At 63.9% G+C, this 19,146-nt stretch carries 17 protein-coding genes; 4 read left to right on the top strand and 13 right to left on the bottom strand.

Features of this window, described 5'->3' with window-relative positions; translation table 11 throughout:
* Nucleotides 1-111 precede the first annotated feature (111 nt).
* From H4P35_RS02990 to ribD, 4 genes are all read right to left on the bottom strand, one after another.
* Nucleotides 112-1,665: a SpoVR family protein gene (locus H4P35_RS02990; RefSeq protein ID WP_175157337.1), complete on the bottom strand. Its 1,554-nt coding sequence runs from the start codon at nucleotides 1,663-1,665 to the stop codon at nucleotides 112-114.
* On the bottom strand, nucleotides 1,662-2,921 hold the full coding sequence (locus H4P35_RS02985) for a YeaH/YhbH family protein (RefSeq protein WP_063951964.1): 1,260 nt from the start codon (nucleotides 2,919-2,921) through the stop codon (nucleotides 1,662-1,664). Before H4P35_RS02985 ends, H4P35_RS02990 begins: the two co-directional genes overlap by 4 nt.
* 12 nt (nucleotides 2,922-2,933) lie before the next feature.
* Nucleotides 2,934-4,850, bottom strand: coding sequence for a PrkA family serine protein kinase (locus tag H4P35_RS02980; protein ID WP_370458365.1), 1,917 nt, complete (start codon nucleotides 4,848-4,850; stop codon nucleotides 2,934-2,936).
* Nucleotides 4,851-5,591: 741 nt separating this feature from the next.
* Nucleotides 5,592-6,707, bottom strand: coding sequence for a bifunctional diaminohydroxyphosphoribosylaminopyrimidine deaminase/5-amino-6-(5-phosphoribosylamino)uracil reductase RibD (gene ribD, locus H4P35_RS02975; RefSeq protein WP_370638970.1), 1,116 nt, complete (start codon nucleotides 6,705-6,707; stop codon nucleotides 5,592-5,594).
* 212 nt (nucleotides 6,708-6,919) lie between these two features.
* Between ribD and H4P35_RS02970 the strand changes: the two genes are divergently transcribed.
* Nucleotides 6,920-7,483, top strand: a complete 564-nt coding sequence (locus H4P35_RS02970; protein WP_226848020.1) for a cysteine hydrolase family protein — start codon at nucleotides 6,920-6,922, stop codon at nucleotides 7,481-7,483.
* A 20-nt stretch (nucleotides 7,484-7,503) separates the two neighbouring features.
* Nucleotides 7,504-8,463 carry a GlxA family transcriptional regulator gene (locus H4P35_RS02965; RefSeq protein ID WP_226848018.1) on the top strand — a complete coding sequence of 320 codons (960 nt, stop codon included), beginning with the start codon at nucleotides 7,504-7,506 and terminating at the stop codon, nucleotides 8,461-8,463.
* Here the strand turns inward: H4P35_RS02965 and nrdR are convergent.
* From nrdR to tyrS, 4 genes are all read right to left on the bottom strand, one after another.
* Nucleotides 8,460-8,939, bottom strand: coding sequence for a transcriptional regulator NrdR (gene nrdR / locus H4P35_RS02960; protein WP_056327845.1), 480 nt, complete (start codon nucleotides 8,937-8,939; stop codon nucleotides 8,460-8,462). The genes H4P35_RS02965 and nrdR overlap by 4 nt on opposite strands.
* A 218-nt stretch (nucleotides 8,940-9,157) precedes the next feature.
* Nucleotides 9,158-10,408 carry a serine hydroxymethyltransferase gene (gene glyA / locus H4P35_RS02955; RefSeq protein WP_056327844.1) on the bottom strand — a complete coding sequence of 417 codons (1,251 nt, stop codon included), beginning with the start codon at nucleotides 10,406-10,408 and terminating at the stop codon, nucleotides 9,158-9,160.
* Between the two features lie 325 nt (nucleotides 10,409-10,733).
* Nucleotides 10,734-11,387: a YbhB/YbcL family Raf kinase inhibitor-like protein gene (locus tag H4P35_RS02950; RefSeq protein ID WP_056327843.1), complete on the bottom strand. Its 654-nt coding sequence runs from the start codon at nucleotides 11,385-11,387 to the stop codon at nucleotides 10,734-10,736.
* Nucleotides 11,388-11,458: 71 nt separating this feature from the next.
* Nucleotides 11,459-12,688: a tyrosine--tRNA ligase gene (tyrS, locus tag H4P35_RS02945; protein WP_152383345.1), complete on the bottom strand. Its 1,230-nt coding sequence runs from the start codon at nucleotides 12,686-12,688 to the stop codon at nucleotides 11,459-11,461.
* A 256-nt stretch (nucleotides 12,689-12,944) separates the two neighbouring features.
* On the opposite strand from tyrS, the gene H4P35_RS02940 reads away from it, so the two are divergent.
* A complete protein-coding gene (locus H4P35_RS02940) occupies nucleotides 12,945-14,354 on the top strand; it encodes a peptidoglycan DD-metalloendopeptidase family protein (RefSeq protein WP_056327841.1) in 1,410 nt (469 codons plus the stop codon).
* Nucleotides 14,355-14,493: 139 nt separating this feature from the next.
* Complete coding sequence (locus H4P35_RS02935) at nucleotides 14,494-15,573, top strand: anhydro-N-acetylmuramic acid kinase (protein ID WP_255616284.1); 1,080 nt, start codon at nucleotides 14,494-14,496, stop codon at nucleotides 15,571-15,573.
* 76 nt (nucleotides 15,574-15,649) lie between these two features.
* On the opposite strand, the gene erpA is transcribed toward H4P35_RS02935, so the two are convergent.
* From erpA to rplM, 5 genes are all read right to left on the bottom strand, one after another.
* Nucleotides 15,650-16,021, bottom strand: a complete 372-nt coding sequence (erpA, locus tag H4P35_RS02930) for an iron-sulfur cluster insertion protein ErpA (protein WP_056327840.1) — start codon at nucleotides 16,019-16,021, stop codon at nucleotides 15,650-15,652.
* An 86-nt stretch (nucleotides 16,022-16,107) separates the two neighbouring features.
* Nucleotides 16,108-16,854, bottom strand: a complete 747-nt coding sequence (locus H4P35_RS02925; RefSeq protein WP_370638951.1) for a DUF6776 family protein — start codon at nucleotides 16,852-16,854, stop codon at nucleotides 16,108-16,110.
* 42 nt (nucleotides 16,855-16,896) lie between these two features.
* Nucleotides 16,897-17,961, bottom strand: coding sequence for an N-acetyl-gamma-glutamyl-phosphate reductase (gene argC, locus H4P35_RS02920; RefSeq protein WP_056327838.1), 1,065 nt, complete (start codon nucleotides 17,959-17,961; stop codon nucleotides 16,897-16,899).
* 198 nt (nucleotides 17,962-18,159) lie between these two features.
* Entirely contained in the window at nucleotides 18,160-18,552 is a 393-nt protein-coding gene (gene rpsI, locus H4P35_RS02915; protein ID WP_008163098.1) for a 30S ribosomal protein S9, read from the bottom strand.
* 9 nt (nucleotides 18,553-18,561) lie between these two features.
* A complete protein-coding gene (gene rplM / locus H4P35_RS02910; protein WP_008163100.1) occupies nucleotides 18,562-18,990 on the bottom strand; it encodes a 50S ribosomal protein L13 in 429 nt (142 codons plus the stop codon).
* Between the last annotated feature and the right edge of the window lie 156 nt (nucleotides 18,991-19,146).

Below are 19,146 nucleotides of genomic sequence, written 5' to 3'. Positions count from 1 at the left end.
AAGGCGCCGCTGAAAATGCGAATCCGCGATTCTAGCAGAATGCGCGGCTACACAGCAAGCGGCCAAACAAAAAGGGACGCACTACGCGCGTCCCTTCCCCTGCCAGCGGCATTACTTCGACGCCGGCGGGTCCTGCTCCCGGTAGGAGCTGATCGTGCCGTCCGGTTCGGTCTCTTCCAGCCGGACGCGGAATCCCCACAGGCGGGCCAGGTGCTTCATGACCTGTTCGGCGTCTTCGCCCGCCAGCGGCCGGCCGCGGCTTTTCAGGTGGCGCAGCACCAGCGAGCGGTCGGTGTCGCGGTTGAAGCGGATGACCTGGATGTCGGGCACCTGGTTGTCGCGGTTGTGCTGTGCGGCAAGCAGGCGGCGAATGTCGCGGTAGCCCTCGTCGTCGTGGATCGCGGCCACTTCCAGCTTGGGGTTGGCCTGATGGTCCGAGATGGCGAAGAAGCGGAACTCGCGGATCAGCCGCGGGGACAGGTACTGCGAGATGAAGGATTCGTCCTTGAAGTTGCGCATGGCGAAGTCCAGCGTCTTCAGCCAGTCGCCGCCCGCAATGTCCGGGAACCACCGGCGATCCTCGGGCGTGGGCGCTTCGCAGATGCGGCGGATGTCCGACATCATCGCAAAGCCCAGCGCATAGGGGTTGATGCCGCCATAGCCGCGCTCGTCAAAGCCGCGCTGGCTGACGACGTTAGTGTGACTTTGCAGGAACTCCATCATGAAGCCATCGTTCACCAGCCCCTTGTCATGCAGGCGGTTCAGGATGGTGTAGTGCCAGAACGTAGCCCAGCCTTCGTTCATGACCTTGGTCTGGGTCTGCGGATAGAAATACTGCGCGACCTTGCGCACGATGCGCACCAGTTCCTTCTGCCACGGCGCCAGCTTGGGCGAGTACTTCTCGATGAAGTACAGCAGGTTTTCCTCGGGCTCGGGCGGAAACACGGTTGCCGCAACGCGGGTGTCCTTGTCCGCCTCGATCCGCGGCAGCGTGCGCCACAGGTCGTTGTATTGCAGGCGCGCGTGTTCTTCGCGCTCGGCCTGGCGGGTCGCCTCTTCCTTGTACGAGACCGGCGCGGGCCGCTTGTAGCGGTCCACCCCGTGATGCGACAGCGCATGGCAGGAGTCCAGCAGCGACTCCACGGCGTCGATGCCGTAGCGGTCTTCGCAGTCCATCACGTATTTGCGCGCGAAGACCAGGTAGTCCAGCACGCCATCGGCGTCCGTCCATTGCCGGAACAGGTAGTTGCCCTTGAAGAAGGAATTGTGCCCGTAGCAGGCGTGCGCAATCACGAGCGCCTGCATCGGCATGGAATTCTCTTCCATGAGGTACGAGATGCACGGGTTGGAATTGATGACGATTTCGTACGCCAGCCCTTGCATGCCGCGGCGGTAGAACTGCTCGTTGCGGATGAATTCCTTGCCGTAGGACCAGTGGGGATAGCCGATGGGCAAGCCCGCCGATGCGTAGGCATCCAGCATCTGTTCCGAGGTGATGACCTCGATCTGGTTCGGATAGGTGTCCAGGCCATATTCGCGGGCGATCTGCGAGATCGCGTCGTCATAGGTCTGGATCAGTTCGAACGTCCATTCGGAACCCTGCGAGATCGGCACGGCGGCACCGCCCGACCCCGGCTCCGCGAGAGCACCCATGTTGGCGTTCATGCGGTCTCCTTCTTGAACAGGTCGTGGAACACGGGAAAGATCTCGCCGCGGTCGCAGATGCGCCGCATGACGAAATGCGGTTCCAGTTTCTGTTCGTACTCGGCCCACAGGCTGCTCTTGCGAGCCTCTTGCGAGTCGGGAATTTCAATGTAGGCGAAGTAGCGCGTCGAGGGCAGCAGATGCTCAGCCAGGAATCGCGCGCTCTTGCCCGCGTCGGCGCCAAACGAGTCGCCGTCGCTGGCCTGCGCCGCATAGACATTCCATGCGGCCGGCGGGTAGCGCTTTTCCAGGATCTCGCGCATCAACTCCAGCGCCGACAGCACGATCGTGCCGCCGCTCTTGGGGTCGTAGAAGAAGGTGTGTTCGTCGACTTCCTCGGCGTTGTCGGTATGACGGATGAAAACCAGGTCGACGTGTTCGTACTTGCGCGACAGGAAGAGATAAAGCAGCGTGAAGAAGCGCTTGGCGAGATCCTTCTTGCCCTCGTCCATGGAGCCGGACACGTCCATCAGGCAGAACATGACGGCGCGCGCCATGGGGATGGCGACCGACACGCGATTGCGATAGCGCAGGTCCAGGTCGTCCAGGAACGGCACACGCGCCAGGCGCTCACGGCAGTCCTCGACGTCCTGTTCCAGTTCGCGCACGCGTGCCGCGGGCGCGCCCGCCGCCTTGGCCTCTTCCAGCGCTTTTTCCGCGTCTTCGAGGTCGGCGCGCGCCTTCACACCGAGCGACACGCGCCGCGCCAGCGACGACTTCAGCGTGCGGCTGATGCTGAGCGTGCTGGGCGAGCCCGTGGTCGTGTAGCCGGCGCGCTGCCACTTCTTCTGGCTGACCTCGCCAAGCTGGTTGCGCGCCAGGTGCGGCAATTCCAGATCCTCGAAAAAGAGGTTCAGGAATTCGGCGCGCGACAGGCTGAAGGTGAACTGGTCCACCGACTCGCCTTCACCCGGCTCGGACCCGCCTTCGCCCTGCCCGCCCTGCGGCCGGTCGAAGGTGTCGCCCTTGGCGAATTCGCGATTGCCCGGATGCACCATCTCGCGGTCGCCGCCCGCGCCGTGCCGGAACGTCGGCTCGGAGATATCGCGGGCGGGCAGGTTGATCTCACCGCCTTGATCCATATCCTGGATCGAGCGGTCACGGATCATCCCGTGCACCGCCTTGCGGATCTGATCCTTGTAACGCCGAAGAAAGCGCTCCCGGTTAACGGCGCTCTTGTTGCGACCGTTAAGACGGCGATCGATCAGTGAATTCATGATTCACCTCGCTCAGGAAGACTTCCTCACACGGAGATACCACTCGCACAGCAGCCTGACCTGCTTTTCCGTGTAGCCCTTCTCCACCATCCGGTCGACGAAGCTCTGGTGTTTCGACTTGTCCTCGGCCGAGGCCTTGGCGTTGAACGAAATCACCGGCAGCAGGTCTTCCGTGTTCGAGAACATCTTCTTCTCGATCACTTCGCGCAGCTTTTCATAGCTGGTCCAGTTCGGATTGCGGCCGCTGTTGTTGGCGCGCGCCCGCAGCACGAAGTTCACGATCTCGTTACGGAAGTCCTTCGGATTGGCGATGCCCGCCGGCTTCTCGATCTTTTCCAGCTCATCGTTCAGCGCGCTGCGGTCGAAGCTTTCGCCGGTTTCAGGATCGCGGAATTCCTCGTCCTGGATCCAGCAGTCGGCAAACGTCACGTAGCGGTCGAAGATGTTCTGGCCGTACTCGGAGTAGGACTCCAGGTAGGCGGTCTGGATCTCCTTGCCGATGAACTCCGCATAGCGCGGCGCGAGGAAGCCCTTGATGAACTCCAGGTAGCGCCGGCGGATCTCGTCGGGATAGTCTTCGCGGCCGATGCGTTGCTCCAGCACGTACATCAGGTGCACCGGATTGGCGGCCACTTCGGTCTGGTCGTAATTGAAGACGCTGGACAGGATCTTGTACGCGAAACGCGTTGAGACCCCGGTCATGCCTTCGTCGGTGCCCGCGTAGTCCTTGTATTCCTGCAGCGCCTTGGCTTTTGGATCGACATCCTTCAGGCTTTCGCCGTCGTAGACCCGCAGCTTGGAATAGATGCTGGAATTCTCGGGCTCCTTCAGGCGCGTCAGCACCGAGAACTGCGCCATCATGTCCAGCGTTCCGGGCGCGCACGGCGCTTCGGACAGCGAGCTGTGATGCAGCAGCTTCTCGTAGATGCGGACCTCTTCAGAAACCTGCAGGCAGTAAGGCACCTTGACGATATAGATACGGTCAAGGAACGCCTCGTTGTGCTTGTTGTTGCGGAAGGTCTGCCACTCGGATTCGTTCGAGTGCGCCAGGATCGTGCCGTTGAACGGGATGGCCGAGAAGCCTTCCGTGCCCTTGAAGTTGCCTTCCTGGGTGGCCGTCAACAGCGGATGCAGCATCTTGATCGGCGCCTTGAACATTTCCACGAACTCGAGCAGCCCCTGGTTCGCCAGGCACAACCCGCCCGAGTAACTGTAGGCGTCGGGGTCGTCCTGCGAATGGCGATCGAGCTTGCGGATATCCACCTTGCCCACCAGCGACGAAATGTCCTGGTTGTTCTCGTCACCCGGCTCGGTCTTGGCGATGGCAATCTGGCGCAGCACCGAAGGGTTCAGGCGCACGACGCGGAACTTCGAGATGTCGCCGTCGAATTCCTTCAGGCGCTTGACTGCCCACGGCGACATGATGCCGGTCAGGTAGCGCTTCGGAATGCCGTATTCCTTTTCGAGCATGTCGCCGAACCGTTCGGGATGAAACAATCCGAGCGGCGATTCGTTGACCGGCGATCCCTTCAGGGCGTAGATCGGAAAACTTTCCATCAACGCCTTGAGCCGTTCCGCGATGGACGACTTGCCGCCGCCCACGGGCCCGAGCAGATAGAGGATTTGCTTGCGCTCCTCCAGTCCCTGCGCGGCGTGCTTGAAGAACGCGACGATCTGTCCGATCACGTCCTCCATGCCGTAGAACTCCTGGAACGCCGGATAGCGTCGGATGGTCCGGTTGGAAAACAAACGGGAAAGACGTGGGTCGTTGCGCGTATCCACGATCTCAGGTTCGCCGATCGCGGCCAACATGCGCTCAGCGGGGCTGGCGTAGGCCATGGGATCGCGCTTGGCGAGGTTCAGATACTCCTCGAGCGAGAGCTCCGATTCCTGCTCTCTTGCATACTGCGACTTGAAGCCTTCGACGATGTTTTGCACGGAAACCTCCTACAACACGCGAAAAATTCAATACGTCCCTACATGCCCATTGTGCATCAGCGCCTGCGAATTACTAAACAACTTCGCTGTCGGCGTTTTCGGCAGGTCGTTATGTTGCTTTCGCCACACATCAACCATAAGCACGATCGGACCCTTTCTGTTTAGGCTGCACCCCTCGGATACAAGTTCCGTCAGGGATTGCAACGTTGGTGAGCAAGTTCGCTCAGTCGTTTTCAGCATAGAGCCGCATATAGCGTGCCCGACGCAGCCGCACATGAAATGCTCGGCAATGAAATGACGGAATGAGCGATATCCAATGGATTCTTATGAGCCGGGGATAAACCCGAAGCGTCCGCCATGCGATCGCAGCGAACGTGCTGAACGGCGCTTTGCGTCTTCGTTCAGTGTCGTGCCGGTCGGTGTTGTACTGCGCCGATTCGCGGCACGGGAATCCGTGGTGACGAGGGCGCGCGGCGGCTGTGCGGGGTGTCCGTGAGCGCGTAGCGCCAAGTCATGCGTCTTATGCTAAGCCTGTGACCGTCTCGTGGCAATTCATTTTGTGCGAATTGCGCGTGCGCGTAATCACGCGAAACACGATTGACGCCGCGCATGCCGATGCCGGTCATGCAATACGGCACGTCGCATCGGCAGCCCCGCGCCGCCGAGACGCAGGCAGCGCGCGGCTCTACGAGGATTGGCAGCCGAACGCCCGGAGTGCTAGCAGCGGTTTTGCTACGACAGCGCGGGCAGCGCCACGCTTTCCATCAATTGGCGCCACGTGCCGGCGACACGCGCGCGAACGCATAGATCCGCACCCACGCGCACGGCATCGGTGAATTCATAACGCCTCGCGGCGTCCAGATGTTCCAGCATTGGCAGGCGCACCATGCCCGCCGCGTCGCCCAGCAGCACCGGCGCCAGATACAGCAGCAGTTCGTCGACGCAGCCAGCGGAAACCAGCGCGCCGCTCAGGCCCGCGCCGGCCTCGACGTGAACCTCGTTGAACTGCTCGGCAGCCATCCAGCGCATCATCGCGGGCAGATCGACACGGCCCGGTTCCGTCCCGGGCAAGCACACGACACGCGCGTTCTTGTCCGCCAGGCGCGCGGCCTTTGCGGCGTCCTCGCGCGCGGTGAACACGATGACCTGCGCGCCGTCGAACAACCGCGCGGTTTCGGGGATCTCGAAACGGCCGTCCACGACGGCCTTGCGCGGCTGGCGCGGCGTCTGGACGTCGCGCACGTTCAATTGGGGATCGTCCTTGAGCACTGTGCCCATGCCCGTCAGGACGACACAACTGCGCGCGCGCCAGCGGTGCCCGTCGGCGCGCGCCTCGGGGCCGGTGATCCATTGCGACATGCCGTTATGCAGCGCGCTGCGGCCGTCCAGCGACGCCGCCATCTTCATCCACACCCACGGCAGGCCGCGGCTCATGCGCGAGATGAAGCCGGCGTTCACAGCCAGCGCCTCTTCGCGGCATACGCCCGTCGTCACCGCGATGCCGGCGTCGCGCAGGCGCGCCAGCCCCTGCCCATTCACCAGCGGATTCGGATCGCCCATCGCGACCACCACGCGCGCCGGCCGAGCGGCCAGCACCGCATCCACGCAAGGCGGCGTGCGGCCGAAATGGCTGCAGGGCTCCAGCGTGACGTACAACGTGGAACCTGCCACCGACTCGCCACGCGACTGCGCGTCGCGCAGCGCGCAGATTTCGGCATGCGGGCCGCCTGGCGGCTGCGTCGCGCCCTCGCCCAGCACGCGGCCGTCGCGCACGATGACGCAACCGACCCGGGGGTTGGGCGCGGTGGTCGTCATGACGGTCTGCGCCAGCGTCAGCGCGCGTCGCATCCAGAAAAGGTCGTCGGAGTCGCGGGAAATGTCCATGCCGGCGATTGTATGTCCGCCGGCGCCGTCCCGCCCGTCTTTGCCCCCGTGTCGCCGCGCCAAGAAGCGGATGTCCGTTTTGGGCCGTACGTAGTCTCGGATCGCGCTCGCCGCCGAGCCGGTTCAGAGTAAAAATACAGCCGTACCCCTTGAATCCATGGCCAGGAGGCCCGGAAATGAAACAGGCACTTATCGTTATCGACGTACAAGACTCTTTCCGCCAACGTCCGTTTTGGGACGAATCGGAGTATCCGGCGTTCATTTCGCAGCTTCAGGCCCTGATCGATGGCGCCCAGGCCCAGGACATTCCAGTGCTGCAGGTGTTTCACACCAGCCCGTCCGATGATCCCGCGAACCCCTTTTCGCTCGCCTCCGGACACGTCAAGACGTTGAAGGAACTGCGCATCGCCCCGACTGCGGTGTTCCACAAGACGGTCCACTCGTCGCTCTACGCGAAGGATGAAACCGGCGCCTCGTTGCACGACTGGCTGCTCAAGCACGGCATCGAAGGCATCATCGTGGCTGGTATCCGCACCGAACAATGCTGCGAAACCACGTCGCGCCATGCCAGCGATGCCGGCTTCAAGGTGGTCTTTCCGACTGACGCCACGCTGACCTTCGCGATGCAAAGCCCGTCGGGCAGGACCTACACGCCGGCCGAGATCCGCGACCGGACCGAGCTGGTGCTGCAAGGCCGCTTTGCCCGCATCGTCCGCGCCGCCGACGCGCTGGCCGTGTAACCCGCAGGCGGGAGGCGCAGATGGTTCCGGTGTACTTCGTGGTGCCGCGCGGCATCGTCCTCCTGGACCTCGCCGGTCCGGCGGAGGCCTTCCGTGTGGCCAACAAACTGTGCCCGGGCACGTTCACCCAGCATTTCTGCAGCCCCTCCCGCGACGTCGAAAGCGGCATTCCCGGCCTGCACCTGGCGCGCTTGCAGCCCCTGCCGGCCGTGCTGCCGGCAAACGCGCTGGTCATCGTCTCGGGCGTGGTGGGCAAGCACACGCGCCTGGACGATGAGGACGCGCGCGCCATCGTGGCGTGGCTGGCTGCCCGGCATCCGGCCGACGGCTTCACCTTGATGACGGTCTGCGCGGGCGCGCTGTTCGCGGCCGCGGCGGGGCTGACGCGGCAGCGCGAATGCACCACCCACCACACCTGCCTGGACGAGCTTGCCGCTCTCGATCCCACCGCCCGCCTACTGGACAACCGCATCTTCGTCGAGGACGGAAACCTCGTCAGCAGCGCGGGCATCACGGCGGGGATCGATCTGGCGCTGCACATGGTGGCGCGCCACTGCGGCCCGCGCGTGGCCAGCGAGGCGGCGCGCGACATGGTTGTCTACCAGCGCCGCGCCGGCTCGGACTCGGCCCTGTCGCCGTGGCTGGACCATCGCAGCCATATGCATCCGGGCGTGCACCGGGTGCAGGATGCCGTCATCCGCGATCCCGCCGCCCCCTGGTCGGCCCAGTCGCTGGCGGACCAGGCGCACACCAGTGCGCGGCACCTGACGCGCCTGTTCCGCGAGCACGCGGGGTGCACGCCGATGGATTACCTATATCAGATCCGCGTGGCGCTGGCTCGCGACCTGCTGCGCGACACCCGGCTGGACCTGGAACGCGTGGCGGAGAAGTCGGGATTTGGATCGGCGCAGCACATGCGCCGCGTCTGGCGCAAATTCCAGCCGCTGACGCCCAGCCTGATGCGCGGGGCGCCCGGCTAGTCCTTGCGCAACTTGCCCGGCAGCAGCGGGCCCTGCATCTCGCGGATGGCTTCGACGAATTCACCGATGTCCTCGAAGCTTTTGTAGACCGAGGCGAAACGCACGTAGGCCACCTTGTCCAGCTTGCGCAGCTCGTTCATGACGAGCTCGCCGATATGTTCGGACGGCACCTCGCGCTGTCCGCTGGCCAGCAATTGCTCTTCGATCCGGGCGACGGCGGCATCCACGTCCTCCGTGCTGACGGGGCGTTTGCGCAGCGCAAGGCTCAGGCTTGCGCGCAGCTTGACGGGATCGTATTCGCTGCGGCTGCCATTGCGCTTGACGATCGACGGCATGGCAAGCTCCACCCGTTCGTAGGTGGTGAACCGCTTGTCACAGGACAGGCAGCGGCGGCGACGGCGGATGGCGTCGCCCTCTTCGGAGACCCGGCTGTCGACAACCTGCGTTTCGGCATTGCCGCAAAATGGACACCGCATGTGTGATCCCTAAAGGCGCTGGTGGCAATAATTGAGCATATTGTAACGACGGGCATGATGCAAAGCGTCAATTCGGACGACTGCCCTGCCGCGGCCGCCTGGCCGATTGCCAGGCAGGACGCCGCCTGCATGCCCAAAAAGAACAAGGGACGGCGTCTTGCGAAACCGTCCCTTTGCCCGATTCCCGTTCGCGGCATGGCCGCGCCCGGGTCGCCCGCTTACTTCTTGCCGTAAACCGGCAGGCGCGAGGTCAATTCATTGACCTTGGCGCGCACGGCGGCGATGTTGGCTTCGTCGCGCGGGTTGTCCAGCACGTCGGCGATCAGGTTGGCCGTCAGCTCGGCATCGGCTTCGGTGAAGCCGCGGGTCGTCATGGCCGGCGTACCCAGGCGGATGCCGCTGGTCACGAAGGGCTTTTCCGGATCGTTGGGGATGGCGTTCTTGTTGACCGTGATGTGGGCCTGGCCCAGCACCGCTTCGGCTTCCTTGCCCGTGATGCCCTTGGAACGCAGGTCCACCAGCATGACGTGGCTCTCGGTACGGCCCGACACGATACGCAGGCCACGCTTGACCAGCGTGTCGGCCAGCACCTTGGCGTTCTTGACGACTTGCTGCGCGTAGTCCTTGAAGCCGGGCTCCAGCGCTTCCTTGAAGGCCACGGCCTTGCCGGCGATGACATGCATCAGCGGACCGCCCTGGATGCCGGGGAAAATCGCCGAGTTGATGATCTTCTCGTGCTCGGCCTTCATCATGATGACGCCACCGCGCGGGCCGCGCAGCGACTTGTGCGTGGTCGAGGTGACGAAGTCGGCGTGCGGGACCGGGTTGGGGTAGGCGCCGCCAGCAACCAGGCCGGCGTAGTGGGCGATGTCGACCATGAACAGCGCGCCGTTTTCACGGGCGATGCGGGCCATGCGTTCGAAATCGATGTGCAGGGCGTAGGCCGACGCGCCAGCCACGATCAGCTTGGGCTTGTGTTCCTTGGCCAGCTGCTCGACCTGGTCGTAGTTCAGGACTTCGTTTTCGTCCAGGCCATAGGAGATGAAGTTGTACAGCTTGCCCGAGGCGTTGACCGACGCGCCGTGCGTCAGGTGGCCGCCTTCGGCCAGGCTCATGCCCAGCACGGTGTCGCCCGGCTTGAGGACCGCCATGTACACGCCCTGGTTTGCCTGCGAACCCGAGTTGGGCTGCACGTTGGCGGCTTCGGCGCCAAAGATCTGCTTCAGGCGGTCGATGGCCAGCTGTTCGACCACGTCCACGTATTCGCAACCGCCGTAGTAGCGCTTGCCCGGGTAGCCTTCGGCGTACTTGTTCGTGAGCTGCGTGCCCTGCGCTTCCATGACGGCGGGGCTGGCGTAGTTCTCCGAAGCGATCAGCTCGATGTGCTGCTCTTGGCGCTGGTCTTCCTTCTGGATGGCGGCCCAAACGTCCGGGTCAGCCTTGGACAAGGTGAGGTTGCGGTCAAACATGACGGGGGTTTCCTGAGGCGGTAATGGAAAAGAAACGGCAGATAAGAAAACGGCGTCGGGCGGGTAAACCCGGAGAATGCTGAGTAGTTTACCCCGTCGCGCGGGATCATTTGCGCTTAAAACCACCGGAACCGCGCCAAATTCCGGCGCACGGGCGCGAAAACCACGGCTTGCCCACGCGGCCGGAAACGGCACTCATGCCGACTTGAGAAAGTTTCATGCAAGGGTGTTCACGCCACGGCCAACGGGGTGTCCGCCCGAGCCGCGGCCTTGCCGCCATGAAAAAGGGCCGCACTGGGCGGCCCTGCGTACATCTGGCTGAGCGTCAGGCCGACGTGGCCCCGATTTGCTTGGGCGCGAGCCTGGGGTTCAGCGTATAGGTCCCGGTCAGCGACGCCTTCGCCAGCACGTGCTTCTGGATCGCCCGCAGCGCGTCTTCGCCCGTGAACGAGCCCTGCAGGTTCAGGCTGGGCACGTCCAACGCATACAGGGTGAAGATGTAGCGATGCACCAGGGCATCGTTCCAGGGCGGGCACGGACCGTCGTAGCCGAAGTACTCGCCGCTCATGTCGTGGTCATTGGCGAACCACGACGAGTAGGAGTTGATGCCCTGGCGCGCGTCCATGGGCGCCAGCGGGCCACCCTTGCCGCGCGGCGTGATGCCGTTGGAGAACGCGCCTTCGTCGATCTCGCGCAGGTCGGCCGGCAGGTCCACCAGCACCCAGTGGAAGAAATCCACGCGGGCCAGGTCCGCGGGCACTTCGCGGCCTTCCTGGTTGACGTCGTCTGGGCGCGAGGGCACATCCGGATCGTGGCAGATCAGTGCAAACGACTGTGTGCCCGCGGGGACGTCGTCCCAGGAAAACTGCGGGTTGAAGTTATCTGCCAGCGCGACGTGCGATTGCGCATCGATCTTGCCGAATGCGTAGCGCTCGGGAATCGACTCGTGATCGGAAAATGACAAACTCGAAAGTTCCATGTCGTGCTCCTGTAAATGCCGCAAAGGCGCTCTGCCCCTGTCTGTACCCTCAGCGTATCAAAACTTCGCAATTACGGGTTCAAGTTAACACGGGCGAACTTTCGCTTGCCCACCTGAACGACGTAAGTCCCGGCCGGCAATTGCAACGATTTGTCTTCCACGCGATCGCCGTTGACGCGCACCCCGCCCTGCTCGACGTTGCGCTGCGCTTCCGAGCCGGAGGCGACCAGACCCGCTTCGCGCAACAGCTTCAGAATACCCACCGGCGCGCCGCCGATATTGACCTCGGGCATGTCGTCGGGAATCGCGCCGTCGCGGAAACGCGCCTCAAACGAGGCCAGCGCATCGTCGGCGGCCTTGGCAGAATGAAAGCGCGCGATGATTTCCTGCGCCAGCATCACCTTGGCATCGCGCGGATTGCGCCCGCCATCGATCTCTTGCTTGAGCGCCGCGATCTCCTCCAGCGAGCGGAAGGACAGCAGTTCGAAGTAGCGCCACATCAGCGTGTCGGAGATCGACATCAGCTTGCCGAACATGGAATCGGGCGACTCCGAAATGCCGATGTAGTTGCCCTTGGACTTGGACATCTTCTCTACGCCGTCCGTCCCGACCAGCAGCGGCATCGTCAGGATGCATTGCGGCTCCTGTCCATACTCTTTTTGCAGTTCGCGCCCGACCAGCAGGTTGAACTTCTGATCGGTGCCCCCCAGCTCCAGATCTGACTTCAGCGCGACCGAGTCGTAACCCTGCATCAGCGGATACAGGAATTCATGGACCGAGATCGGGATACCGCCCTTGAAGCGCTTCGTGAAGTCTTCACGCTCCATCATGCGCGCCACCGTGTAACGCGACGCGAGCTGGATCATGCCGCGGGCGCCGAGCGGGTCGCACCATTCGGAGTTGTAGCGGATCTCGGTGCGGGCCGGATCCAGCACCAGGCTGGCCTGCGCGTAATAGGTCTTGGCGTTGGCCTCGATCTGTTCGCGCGTGAGCGGCGGGCGGGTGCTGTTGCGGCCGCTGGGGTCGCCGATGGTGGAGGTGAAGTCGCCGATCAGGAAGATGACGTTGTGCCCCAGGTCCTGGAGCTGGCGCATCTTGTTCAGCACCACCGTGTGGCCCAGGTGGATGTCCGGTGCGGTCGGATCCAGGCCAAGCTTGATGCGCAGCGGCACGCCGGTGGCGCGGCTCTTGGCCAGCTTGCGGGCGAATTCGGCTTCGACCAGCAGCTCATCGCAGCCGCGCTTGGCTATACGCAGATCGGCTTCGACTTCAGGTGTAATGGGGGCTTCAGTGGGTGACATGACAGGGGGGCCAATGCGGCTTCAGCCGACAAAAAGGTGTAAAAAGTGACGAAAACTATCGTAAATTCTAGCCGAATCAGCTAGGATACCGGCCTAATCATACGCAACTGCCATATGTACGCAGTTGCGTTCGCTCTACATCCCTTGTTCACAAGATGCGCCCCCGCGCCAGCCCTTGCCCCGGAAACGGTGCGCGCGAGGGCCGTTCGTGTACCGCACCCTGCGAGTTCAAGCCACCTGAGAGGGTATTTTCACGATGAATCGTGGCCTCCACGAACTGGCGAGTGGCCTCAAGCGCAAAGTCGCTGCCGTATTTGCGCCCGTTGAGCCCAAGCCCCATCGCTCGGGACTTTTCCGCCGCACGCTTCTCGTCACCGCAATTGGTCTGTTCGCAGGCGCCGCCGCTCTCGGCATGGTGCAGCAACCCGACCGCACCGAACTCCCCCCCTCGCGCGTCATCCAGAGCATTCTGCCGCTGACCGCCGAGCAAGTCGAAGTCAGCACGCCCAGCGCCGCCCCCTACATCAGCGAAACCCGGATCCGTCCGGGCGACACGCTGTCGGCGGTGCTGCAGCGCCTGGAACTCGACGCCCCCAATCTCCAGTCGTTCCTGACCCACGACGCCAGCGCCCGCAGCATCTACAAGCTGTACCCGGGCCGCTCGGTGCAAGCCGCCACGGACGAAGCGGGCAATCTGGTGTGGCTGCGCTACATCCACACGCCCGGCAACGAGACCGACGGCCAGGTCGTGACGCGCATGCTGCACGTTGCCCCGTCCGGCGACGGCTACAAGGCCGAGGAAGTCACCGAAAGCACGGAACGCCAGACCCGCGTCGCGGTCGGCACCATCAAGTCCTCGCTCTTCGGCGCCACGGACTCGGCCGGCATTCCCGACTCGGTCACCATGCAAATGGCCGACATCCTTAGCGCCAAGATCGACTTCCTGCGCGACCTGCGCCAGGGCGATCAATTCCGCGTGGTCTACGAAGTGCGCTCGCACGACGGCCGCTACGCTGGCGCCGGCCGCGTGCTGGCCCTGGAATTCATCAACGGCGGCAAGACCTACAACGCCGTCTGGTTCAGCCCCGACGAAAAGACCGGCTCCTATTACGACTTCGACGGCACCAGCCTGCGCGGCGCCTTCCTGCGCACCGCCCTGAAGTTCAGCCGCATCAGCTCGACCTTCGGCATGCGCATGCACCCCATCCACAAGACCTGGACGGGACACAAGGGCGTGGACTACGCCGCGCCGTCGGGCACGCCGATCCACTCCACCGCGGACGGCACGGTCGAATTCTCGGGCTGGCAGAACGGCTACGGCAACGTGGTCATCGTCAAGCACCACGGCAAGTACTCGACCCTGTACGCGCACCAGAGCCGCATCGCCGAAGGCGTCACCAAGGGCTCGAAGGTGTCGCAGGGCCAACTGCTGGGCTACGTCGGTTCCACCGGCTGGGCCACCGGTCCGCACCTGCACTACGAATTCCGCGTCGACAACCAGCCCATCGACCCGCTGTCGGTGGACCTGCCCGTGGCCCGCGCCCTCGAACCCGCGGAAGTCCGCGCGTTCAACCAGGCGGTTGGCCCCTACAAGCAGCAGATCCAATTGCTGACGCAGTTCCAGCAGACGCTGCCCGACGCGCTGACCAACGTGGCCAGCCGCTAAGGCAAGTCCGCAAAAACAGGCCCGCGCGCAGCGGGTGCGGCGGCGGGGCGTCAAGCCCCAGCCGCCTTTTTCTTTGGAGGCGCCCGTGAATGCCACCCAGCCCATCCAGCAGGACCGCCGCACGCTCTACATTGGCCTGATGTCCGGCACCAGCGTCGACGGCATCGACGGCGTGCTGACCCGCCTGGACGACGGCCAGGCGCCCCAGATGCTGGCCAACGCCAGCCTCCCCATGCCAGAAAATCTGCGGCGCGAGCTGCTGGCGCTGAACGAATCGGGCGGCGACGAACTTGCCCGCGCGGCGCTCGCGGCCAATGCGTTGGCGCGTGTCTATGCCCAAGCCGTGTCGGCATTGCTTGCGGATGCCGGCGTGGCTGCCAGCGACGTCAGCGCCATCGGCGCGCACGGCCAGACCGTGCGTCACCGCCCGGACCTTGGGTACACCCTGCAACTGAACGCACCCGCCCTACTGGCGGAACTGACGGGCATTGCCGTCGTGGCCGACTTCCGTTCGCGCGACGTTGCCGCTGGCGGCCAGGGCGCACCGCTGGTGCCGCCGTTTCACGCCGCCATCTTCGGCGCCAGCCACGGGCGCGCCGTGCTGAACCTGGGCGGCATCGCCAACGTGACGCTGCTCGTGCCCGGGCAGCCGGCGCGCGGCTTTGATACCGGCCCGGCCAACGTGCTGCTGGACGGTTGGTGCCAACGGCACCTGGACCGCCCTTACGACGCCGGGGGCCGCTGGGCGGCCTCGGGACAGGCGCTGGCGCCCTTGCTTGAACAACTCATCGGCAGCGAGCCGTGGTTCGGCCTGCCGCCGCCCAAATCCACGGGCCGCGACCTTTTCAACATGCAATGGCTCGACGCCCGACTGGCCGAATTCGACGGCGCCGCGCCCGCGCCGGAGGACGTTCAGGCCACGCTGCAGCGGCTGACGGCCAGAACCGTGGCGGACGCCATCGACCGGGCGGCAGCGGGCACGCAAGAAGTCTTTGTCTGCGGCGGCGGCGCCCACAACGCCGGCCTGATGCAGGAACTGGCGTATTGCCTGCAACGCCCCGTCCACGCGACCGACGCCCTGGGCGTGCCTGCGCAACAGGTGGAGGCCCTGGCGTTCGCCTGGCTGGCGCACGCGTTCATGACCGGCAAGCCGGCCGGCCTGCCCAGTGTGACGGGCGCGCGCGGCGCAAGGATTCTTGGAGCGCTGTATCCGGCCTGAGCGCGATCCATCACGCGCCCATGCAAAAAAAGCCCTCCGGCAAACCGAAGGGCTTTTGTCTTTCCTGCCTGGGTGATTACACCGAGAACGAGGAGCCGCAGCCGCAGGTGGTGCTGGCGTTGGGATTGCGGATGACGAACTGCGCGCCTTCCAGGTCTTCCTTGTAGTCGATCTCGGCGCCGACCAGATACTGGAAGCTCATCGGATCGACGAGCAATTGCACGCCGGCCTTGTCCAGCACGGTGTCGTCTTCGTTGACGACTTCATCAAACGTAAAACCGTACTGGAAGCCGGAACAGCCGCCGCCCTGCACGAAAACGCGCAGCTTCAGTTCGGGGTTGCCTTCTTCGGCCAACAGGTCTTTCACTTTGGCGGCAGCCGAGTCGGTGAACACCAGGGGAACAGGCGGGGGGGCCTGAAGGTCGACGGTTTCGGTCACTGCATTCATGGTTCACTCCTGGCCGGTACGGCCAAAATTCAGTGAGCGGCGTCGCCGCTCGTATGGTGTCACTATAGCGCAGGGCTTGACCAGACTCAAAGTTCAAGCTTGACACTGCGCGAAGCGCGGACGGTTTCCCCCTCGAGGACGCTGACGGTCACGCTTTCGGGGACAAATCCGTCAGGCACGGCCAGGATGCCCTGACTGCGCTGATACTGGTCGAACTGCAGGGCGAGCGACGCGGCGGTCAGGTTTTCTCCGGTGGCCGTGACGGGGCCGGTCTCGGCCTTGAGCTGCATGGGTGCCAGATCCACCGTGACGGTTTCGCCCTTGAGCACGCCGGTGGCCTGAAAGCGCAGCGCGCCCGCAAAGGGCGTACCACCATTGCGGCCACTGCGCATCAGCAGGACCTTGTACCGCAGGCCGCCGCCCTCGCGGTCGATCTGCATGCTGCGAATGTCCACCGAGCCCTCAGGGCCGGGCGGCAGCAGCTGTTCATAGAAGGCAAGCTGGTCACGCACGCGGCCGAGTTCGGCTTGGGCGGCGTGAAGCTGGGTTTCGAGTTCTTGGCGGGCCGATCGCTCGATGACGAGTTCGCCATCGGCCTTATCGAGCTGGCCGCGAATGTAGCGCAGTTGCGTGGCCTGCTGACGCATGGCCTCGTCCTGCGCCTCGGCCTGCTGGACGCTGATGACCACGGCGTCCTGCGGACGATAGAGCTGGCGCGCGTGGAAGAACCCGGCGATCCCGCCCACCAGCACGCCCAGCAGCAGCATCGCGCACAGGCGCACGACTGCGCCGTGACTTCGCGATGGGGAACGGACGGCGGGATCTGCGGGCATAAAGTGCAATATTGGCGGCCCGACAAACGGGCCGCCTTGGCGTTACGGCAGGATGGCGACCTGGTCCAGGCCCATCGTTTCGGGGATGCCGAACATGAGGTTCATGTTCTGCACGGCCTGACCGGCGGCGCCCTTGACCAGATTGTCCTGCACCACCATGACGATCAGCAGGTCGCCGTTGCCCGGGCGGCTGAGCGCGATGCGCAGGTTGTTGGACCCGCGCACCGAGCGCGTTTCGGGATGGCTGCCGGCAGGCATGACGTCCACGAACGGTTCATCGGCGTAGCGCGCTTCGAACAGGGCTTGGAAGTCGGTGTCGCGCGCCTCGGGTTGGATGCGGGCGTAAATGGTGGAGAACATGCCGCGGATCATCGGCACCAGATGCGGCACGAACGTCAGGCCCACCTTGCCGCCGGCCAGCTTTTCCAGCTGGGCGGTGATTTCGGGGTGGTGGCGATGGCCGGCCACGCCGTAGGCCTTGAAGTTGTCGGACGCTTCCGAAAACAGCGAGCCCACCTCTGCCTTGCGGCCGGCGCCGGACACACCCGACTTGCAGTCGGCGATCAGCGTTTGCGTATCGACCAGCGCCTTGCCGCCTTCAAGCAGCGGCGCCAGGCCCAGCAGGACCGTGGTGGGATAGCAGCCGGGGTTGCCGATGACGCGCGCCTTGGAGATGGCTTCGCGGTTCAGTTCAACCAGGCCGTATTGCGACTCGGCCAGGATGTCCGGGCAGGTGTGGGGAATCTTGTACCAGCGTTCGAACGTGGGGATGTCCTGCAGGCGGAAATCGGCGGCCAGGTCGATGACGCGGGTGCCGGCGGCGATGAGCTCTTGCGCCTGCGCCATGGCCACGCCGTGGGGCGTGGCGAAGAAGACGACGTCGCAGTCAGTCAGCGAAGCCTTTTCCGGGGCCGAGAATGCAAGCTTCACACGGCCGCGCAGGTTCGGGTACATGTCGGCGACGGGCAGGCCGTCTTCCTTGCGGGACGTGATGGCAGTCAATTCCACGTTGGGATGCTGCGACAGCAAGCGCAGCAGTTCGACACCGGTGTATCCGGTGCCGCCGACGATACCAACCTTGATGCGGGTGTTCGATGCTTGGGCCATGATGAATGCTCTTCGGAGAACGAATAACGATTGTATCGCTCGGGAAACCCGCTAATGCGGCAGGCGTGCTGGAATTGCCACTGCAAACCTTTTTCCGACCGAACGCGTGGCGCGGAGTTCCTCGCGCAGGGCCAGCGATGACATTGCATTGCCGGCCCAAAAACAAAAAGCCCGCCGAAGCGGGCTTTTTGCAGGGCATTAACGCTTGCTGAACTGCTTGCGACGACGCGCCTTGCGGAAGCCGACCTTCTTACGTTCGACTTCACGGGCATCGCGGGTCACGAAGCCAGCTTGCGACAGCGAGGGCTTCAGCGTGGCGTCGTAATCGATCAGGGCACGCGTGATGCCGTGACGGATGGCGCCGGCTTGGCCGGTTTCGCCGCCGCCGTGCACGTTGACCTTGATGTCAAACGATTCCAGGTGGCCGGTCAGTTCCAGCGGCTGGCGCACGACCATGCGGCCGGTTTCACGAGCGAAGAACTCGTCGACGGGCTTGCCGTTGACGACGATCTTGCCAGTGCCCTTCTTGATGAAAACGCGAGCCACCGAAGTTTTGCGACGGCCGGTTCCGTAATTCCAGTTACCGATCATGGCGTTTCCTTAGATATCCAGCGTCTTGGGCTGCTGGGCGGTGTGCGGGTGCTCGGCACCAGCATAGACCTTCAGCTTCTTGATCATGGCGTAGCCCAGAGGACCCTTGGGCAGCATGCCCTTGACGGCCTTCTGAATGGCACGGCCGGGAAAACGCTCTTGCATTTTCTCGAAGTTCGTTTCACGGATACCGCCCGGGTACGTCGTGTGGCGGAAGTACTTCTTGTCTTTCGCCTTGGCGCCGGTAACAACGATATCGGACGCGTTGATGATGACGATGTAGTCACCGGTATCAACGTGAGGCGTGAATTCAGGTTTGTGCTTGCCACGCAGACGACGTGCGACTTCGCTGGCCACACGACCGAGGACTTTGCCCTTGGCGTCGATCACAAACCAGTCACGTTGGACTTCATGCGGCTTGGCCACAAAGGTCTTCATGATGGTTCCTAAGAATAAAAAATTTGCTCTGGCCGGAACATCCAGCCAGTGTTCTTTCCCAGACTAGGCAGAAATTTGCAGCCCTTTGGCTATTGCAGCCCTTCAGGTTGCAGCCCTTCGGGTTACAGCCATTCAGGTACAAATTCCAGCCCTTAT

It is taken from the genome of Achromobacter sp. 77 (assembly GCF_020541125.1).
GTDB lineage: Bacteria > Pseudomonadota > Gammaproteobacteria > Burkholderiales > Burkholderiaceae_B > Achromobacter > Achromobacter mucicolens.
The sequence above is the reverse complement of the archived record's forward strand: the minus strand, read 5'-3'. Positions and strand labels throughout refer to the sequence as shown.

Bases quoted from the DNA above. Each gene is read 5' to 3' on its own strand.
- H4P35_RS02990 (WP_175157337.1), bottom strand. From the start codon at position 1,665: ATGAACGCCAACATGGGTGCTCTCGCGGAGCCGGGGTCGGGCGGTGCC.
- rpsI (WP_008163098.1), bottom strand. From the start codon at position 18,552: ATGATCGGTAACTGGAATTACGGAACCGGCCGTCGCAAAACTTCGGTG.
- ribD (WP_370638970.1), bottom strand. From the start codon at position 6,707: ATGCGACGCGCGCTGACGCTGGCGCAGACCGTCATGACGACCACCGCG.
- tyrS (WP_152383345.1), bottom strand. From the start codon at position 12,688: ATGTCACCCACTGAAGCCCCCATTACACCTGAAGTCGAAGCCGATCTG.
- H4P35_RS02925 (WP_370638951.1), bottom strand. From the start codon at position 16,854: ATGCCCGCAGATCCCGCCGTCCGTTCCCCATCGCGAAGTCACGGCGCA.
- rplM (WP_008163100.1), bottom strand. From the start codon at position 18,990: ATGAAGACCTTTGTGGCCAAGCCGCATGAAGTCCAACGTGACTGGTTT.
- H4P35_RS02950 (WP_056327843.1), bottom strand. From the start codon at position 11,387: ATGGAACTTTCGAGTTTGTCATTTTCCGATCACGAGTCGATTCCCGAG.
- erpA (WP_056327840.1), bottom strand. From the start codon at position 16,021: ATGAATGCAGTGACCGAAACCGTCGACCTTCAGGCCCCCCCGCCTGTT.
- nrdR (WP_056327845.1), bottom strand. From the start codon at position 8,939: ATGCGGTGTCCATTTTGCGGCAATGCCGAAACGCAGGTTGTCGACAGC.
- glyA (WP_056327844.1), bottom strand. From the start codon at position 10,408: ATGTTTGACCGCAACCTCACCTTGTCCAAGGCTGACCCGGACGTTTGG.
- argC (WP_056327838.1), bottom strand. From the start codon at position 17,961: ATGGCCCAAGCATCGAACACCCGCATCAAGGTTGGTATCGTCGGCGGC.
- H4P35_RS02985 (WP_063951964.1), bottom strand. From the start codon at position 2,921: ATGAATTCACTGATCGATCGCCGTCTTAACGGTCGCAACAAGAGCGCC.
- H4P35_RS02970 (WP_226848020.1), top strand. From the start codon at position 6,920: ATGAAACAGGCACTTATCGTTATCGACGTACAAGACTCTTTCCGCCAA.
- H4P35_RS02965 (WP_226848018.1), top strand. From the start codon at position 7,504: ATGGTTCCGGTGTACTTCGTGGTGCCGCGCGGCATCGTCCTCCTGGAC.
- H4P35_RS02940 (WP_056327841.1), top strand. From the start codon at position 12,945: ATGAATCGTGGCCTCCACGAACTGGCGAGTGGCCTCAAGCGCAAAGTC.
- H4P35_RS02935 (WP_255616284.1), top strand. From the start codon at position 14,494: ATGTCCGGCACCAGCGTCGACGGCATCGACGGCGTGCTGACCCGCCTG.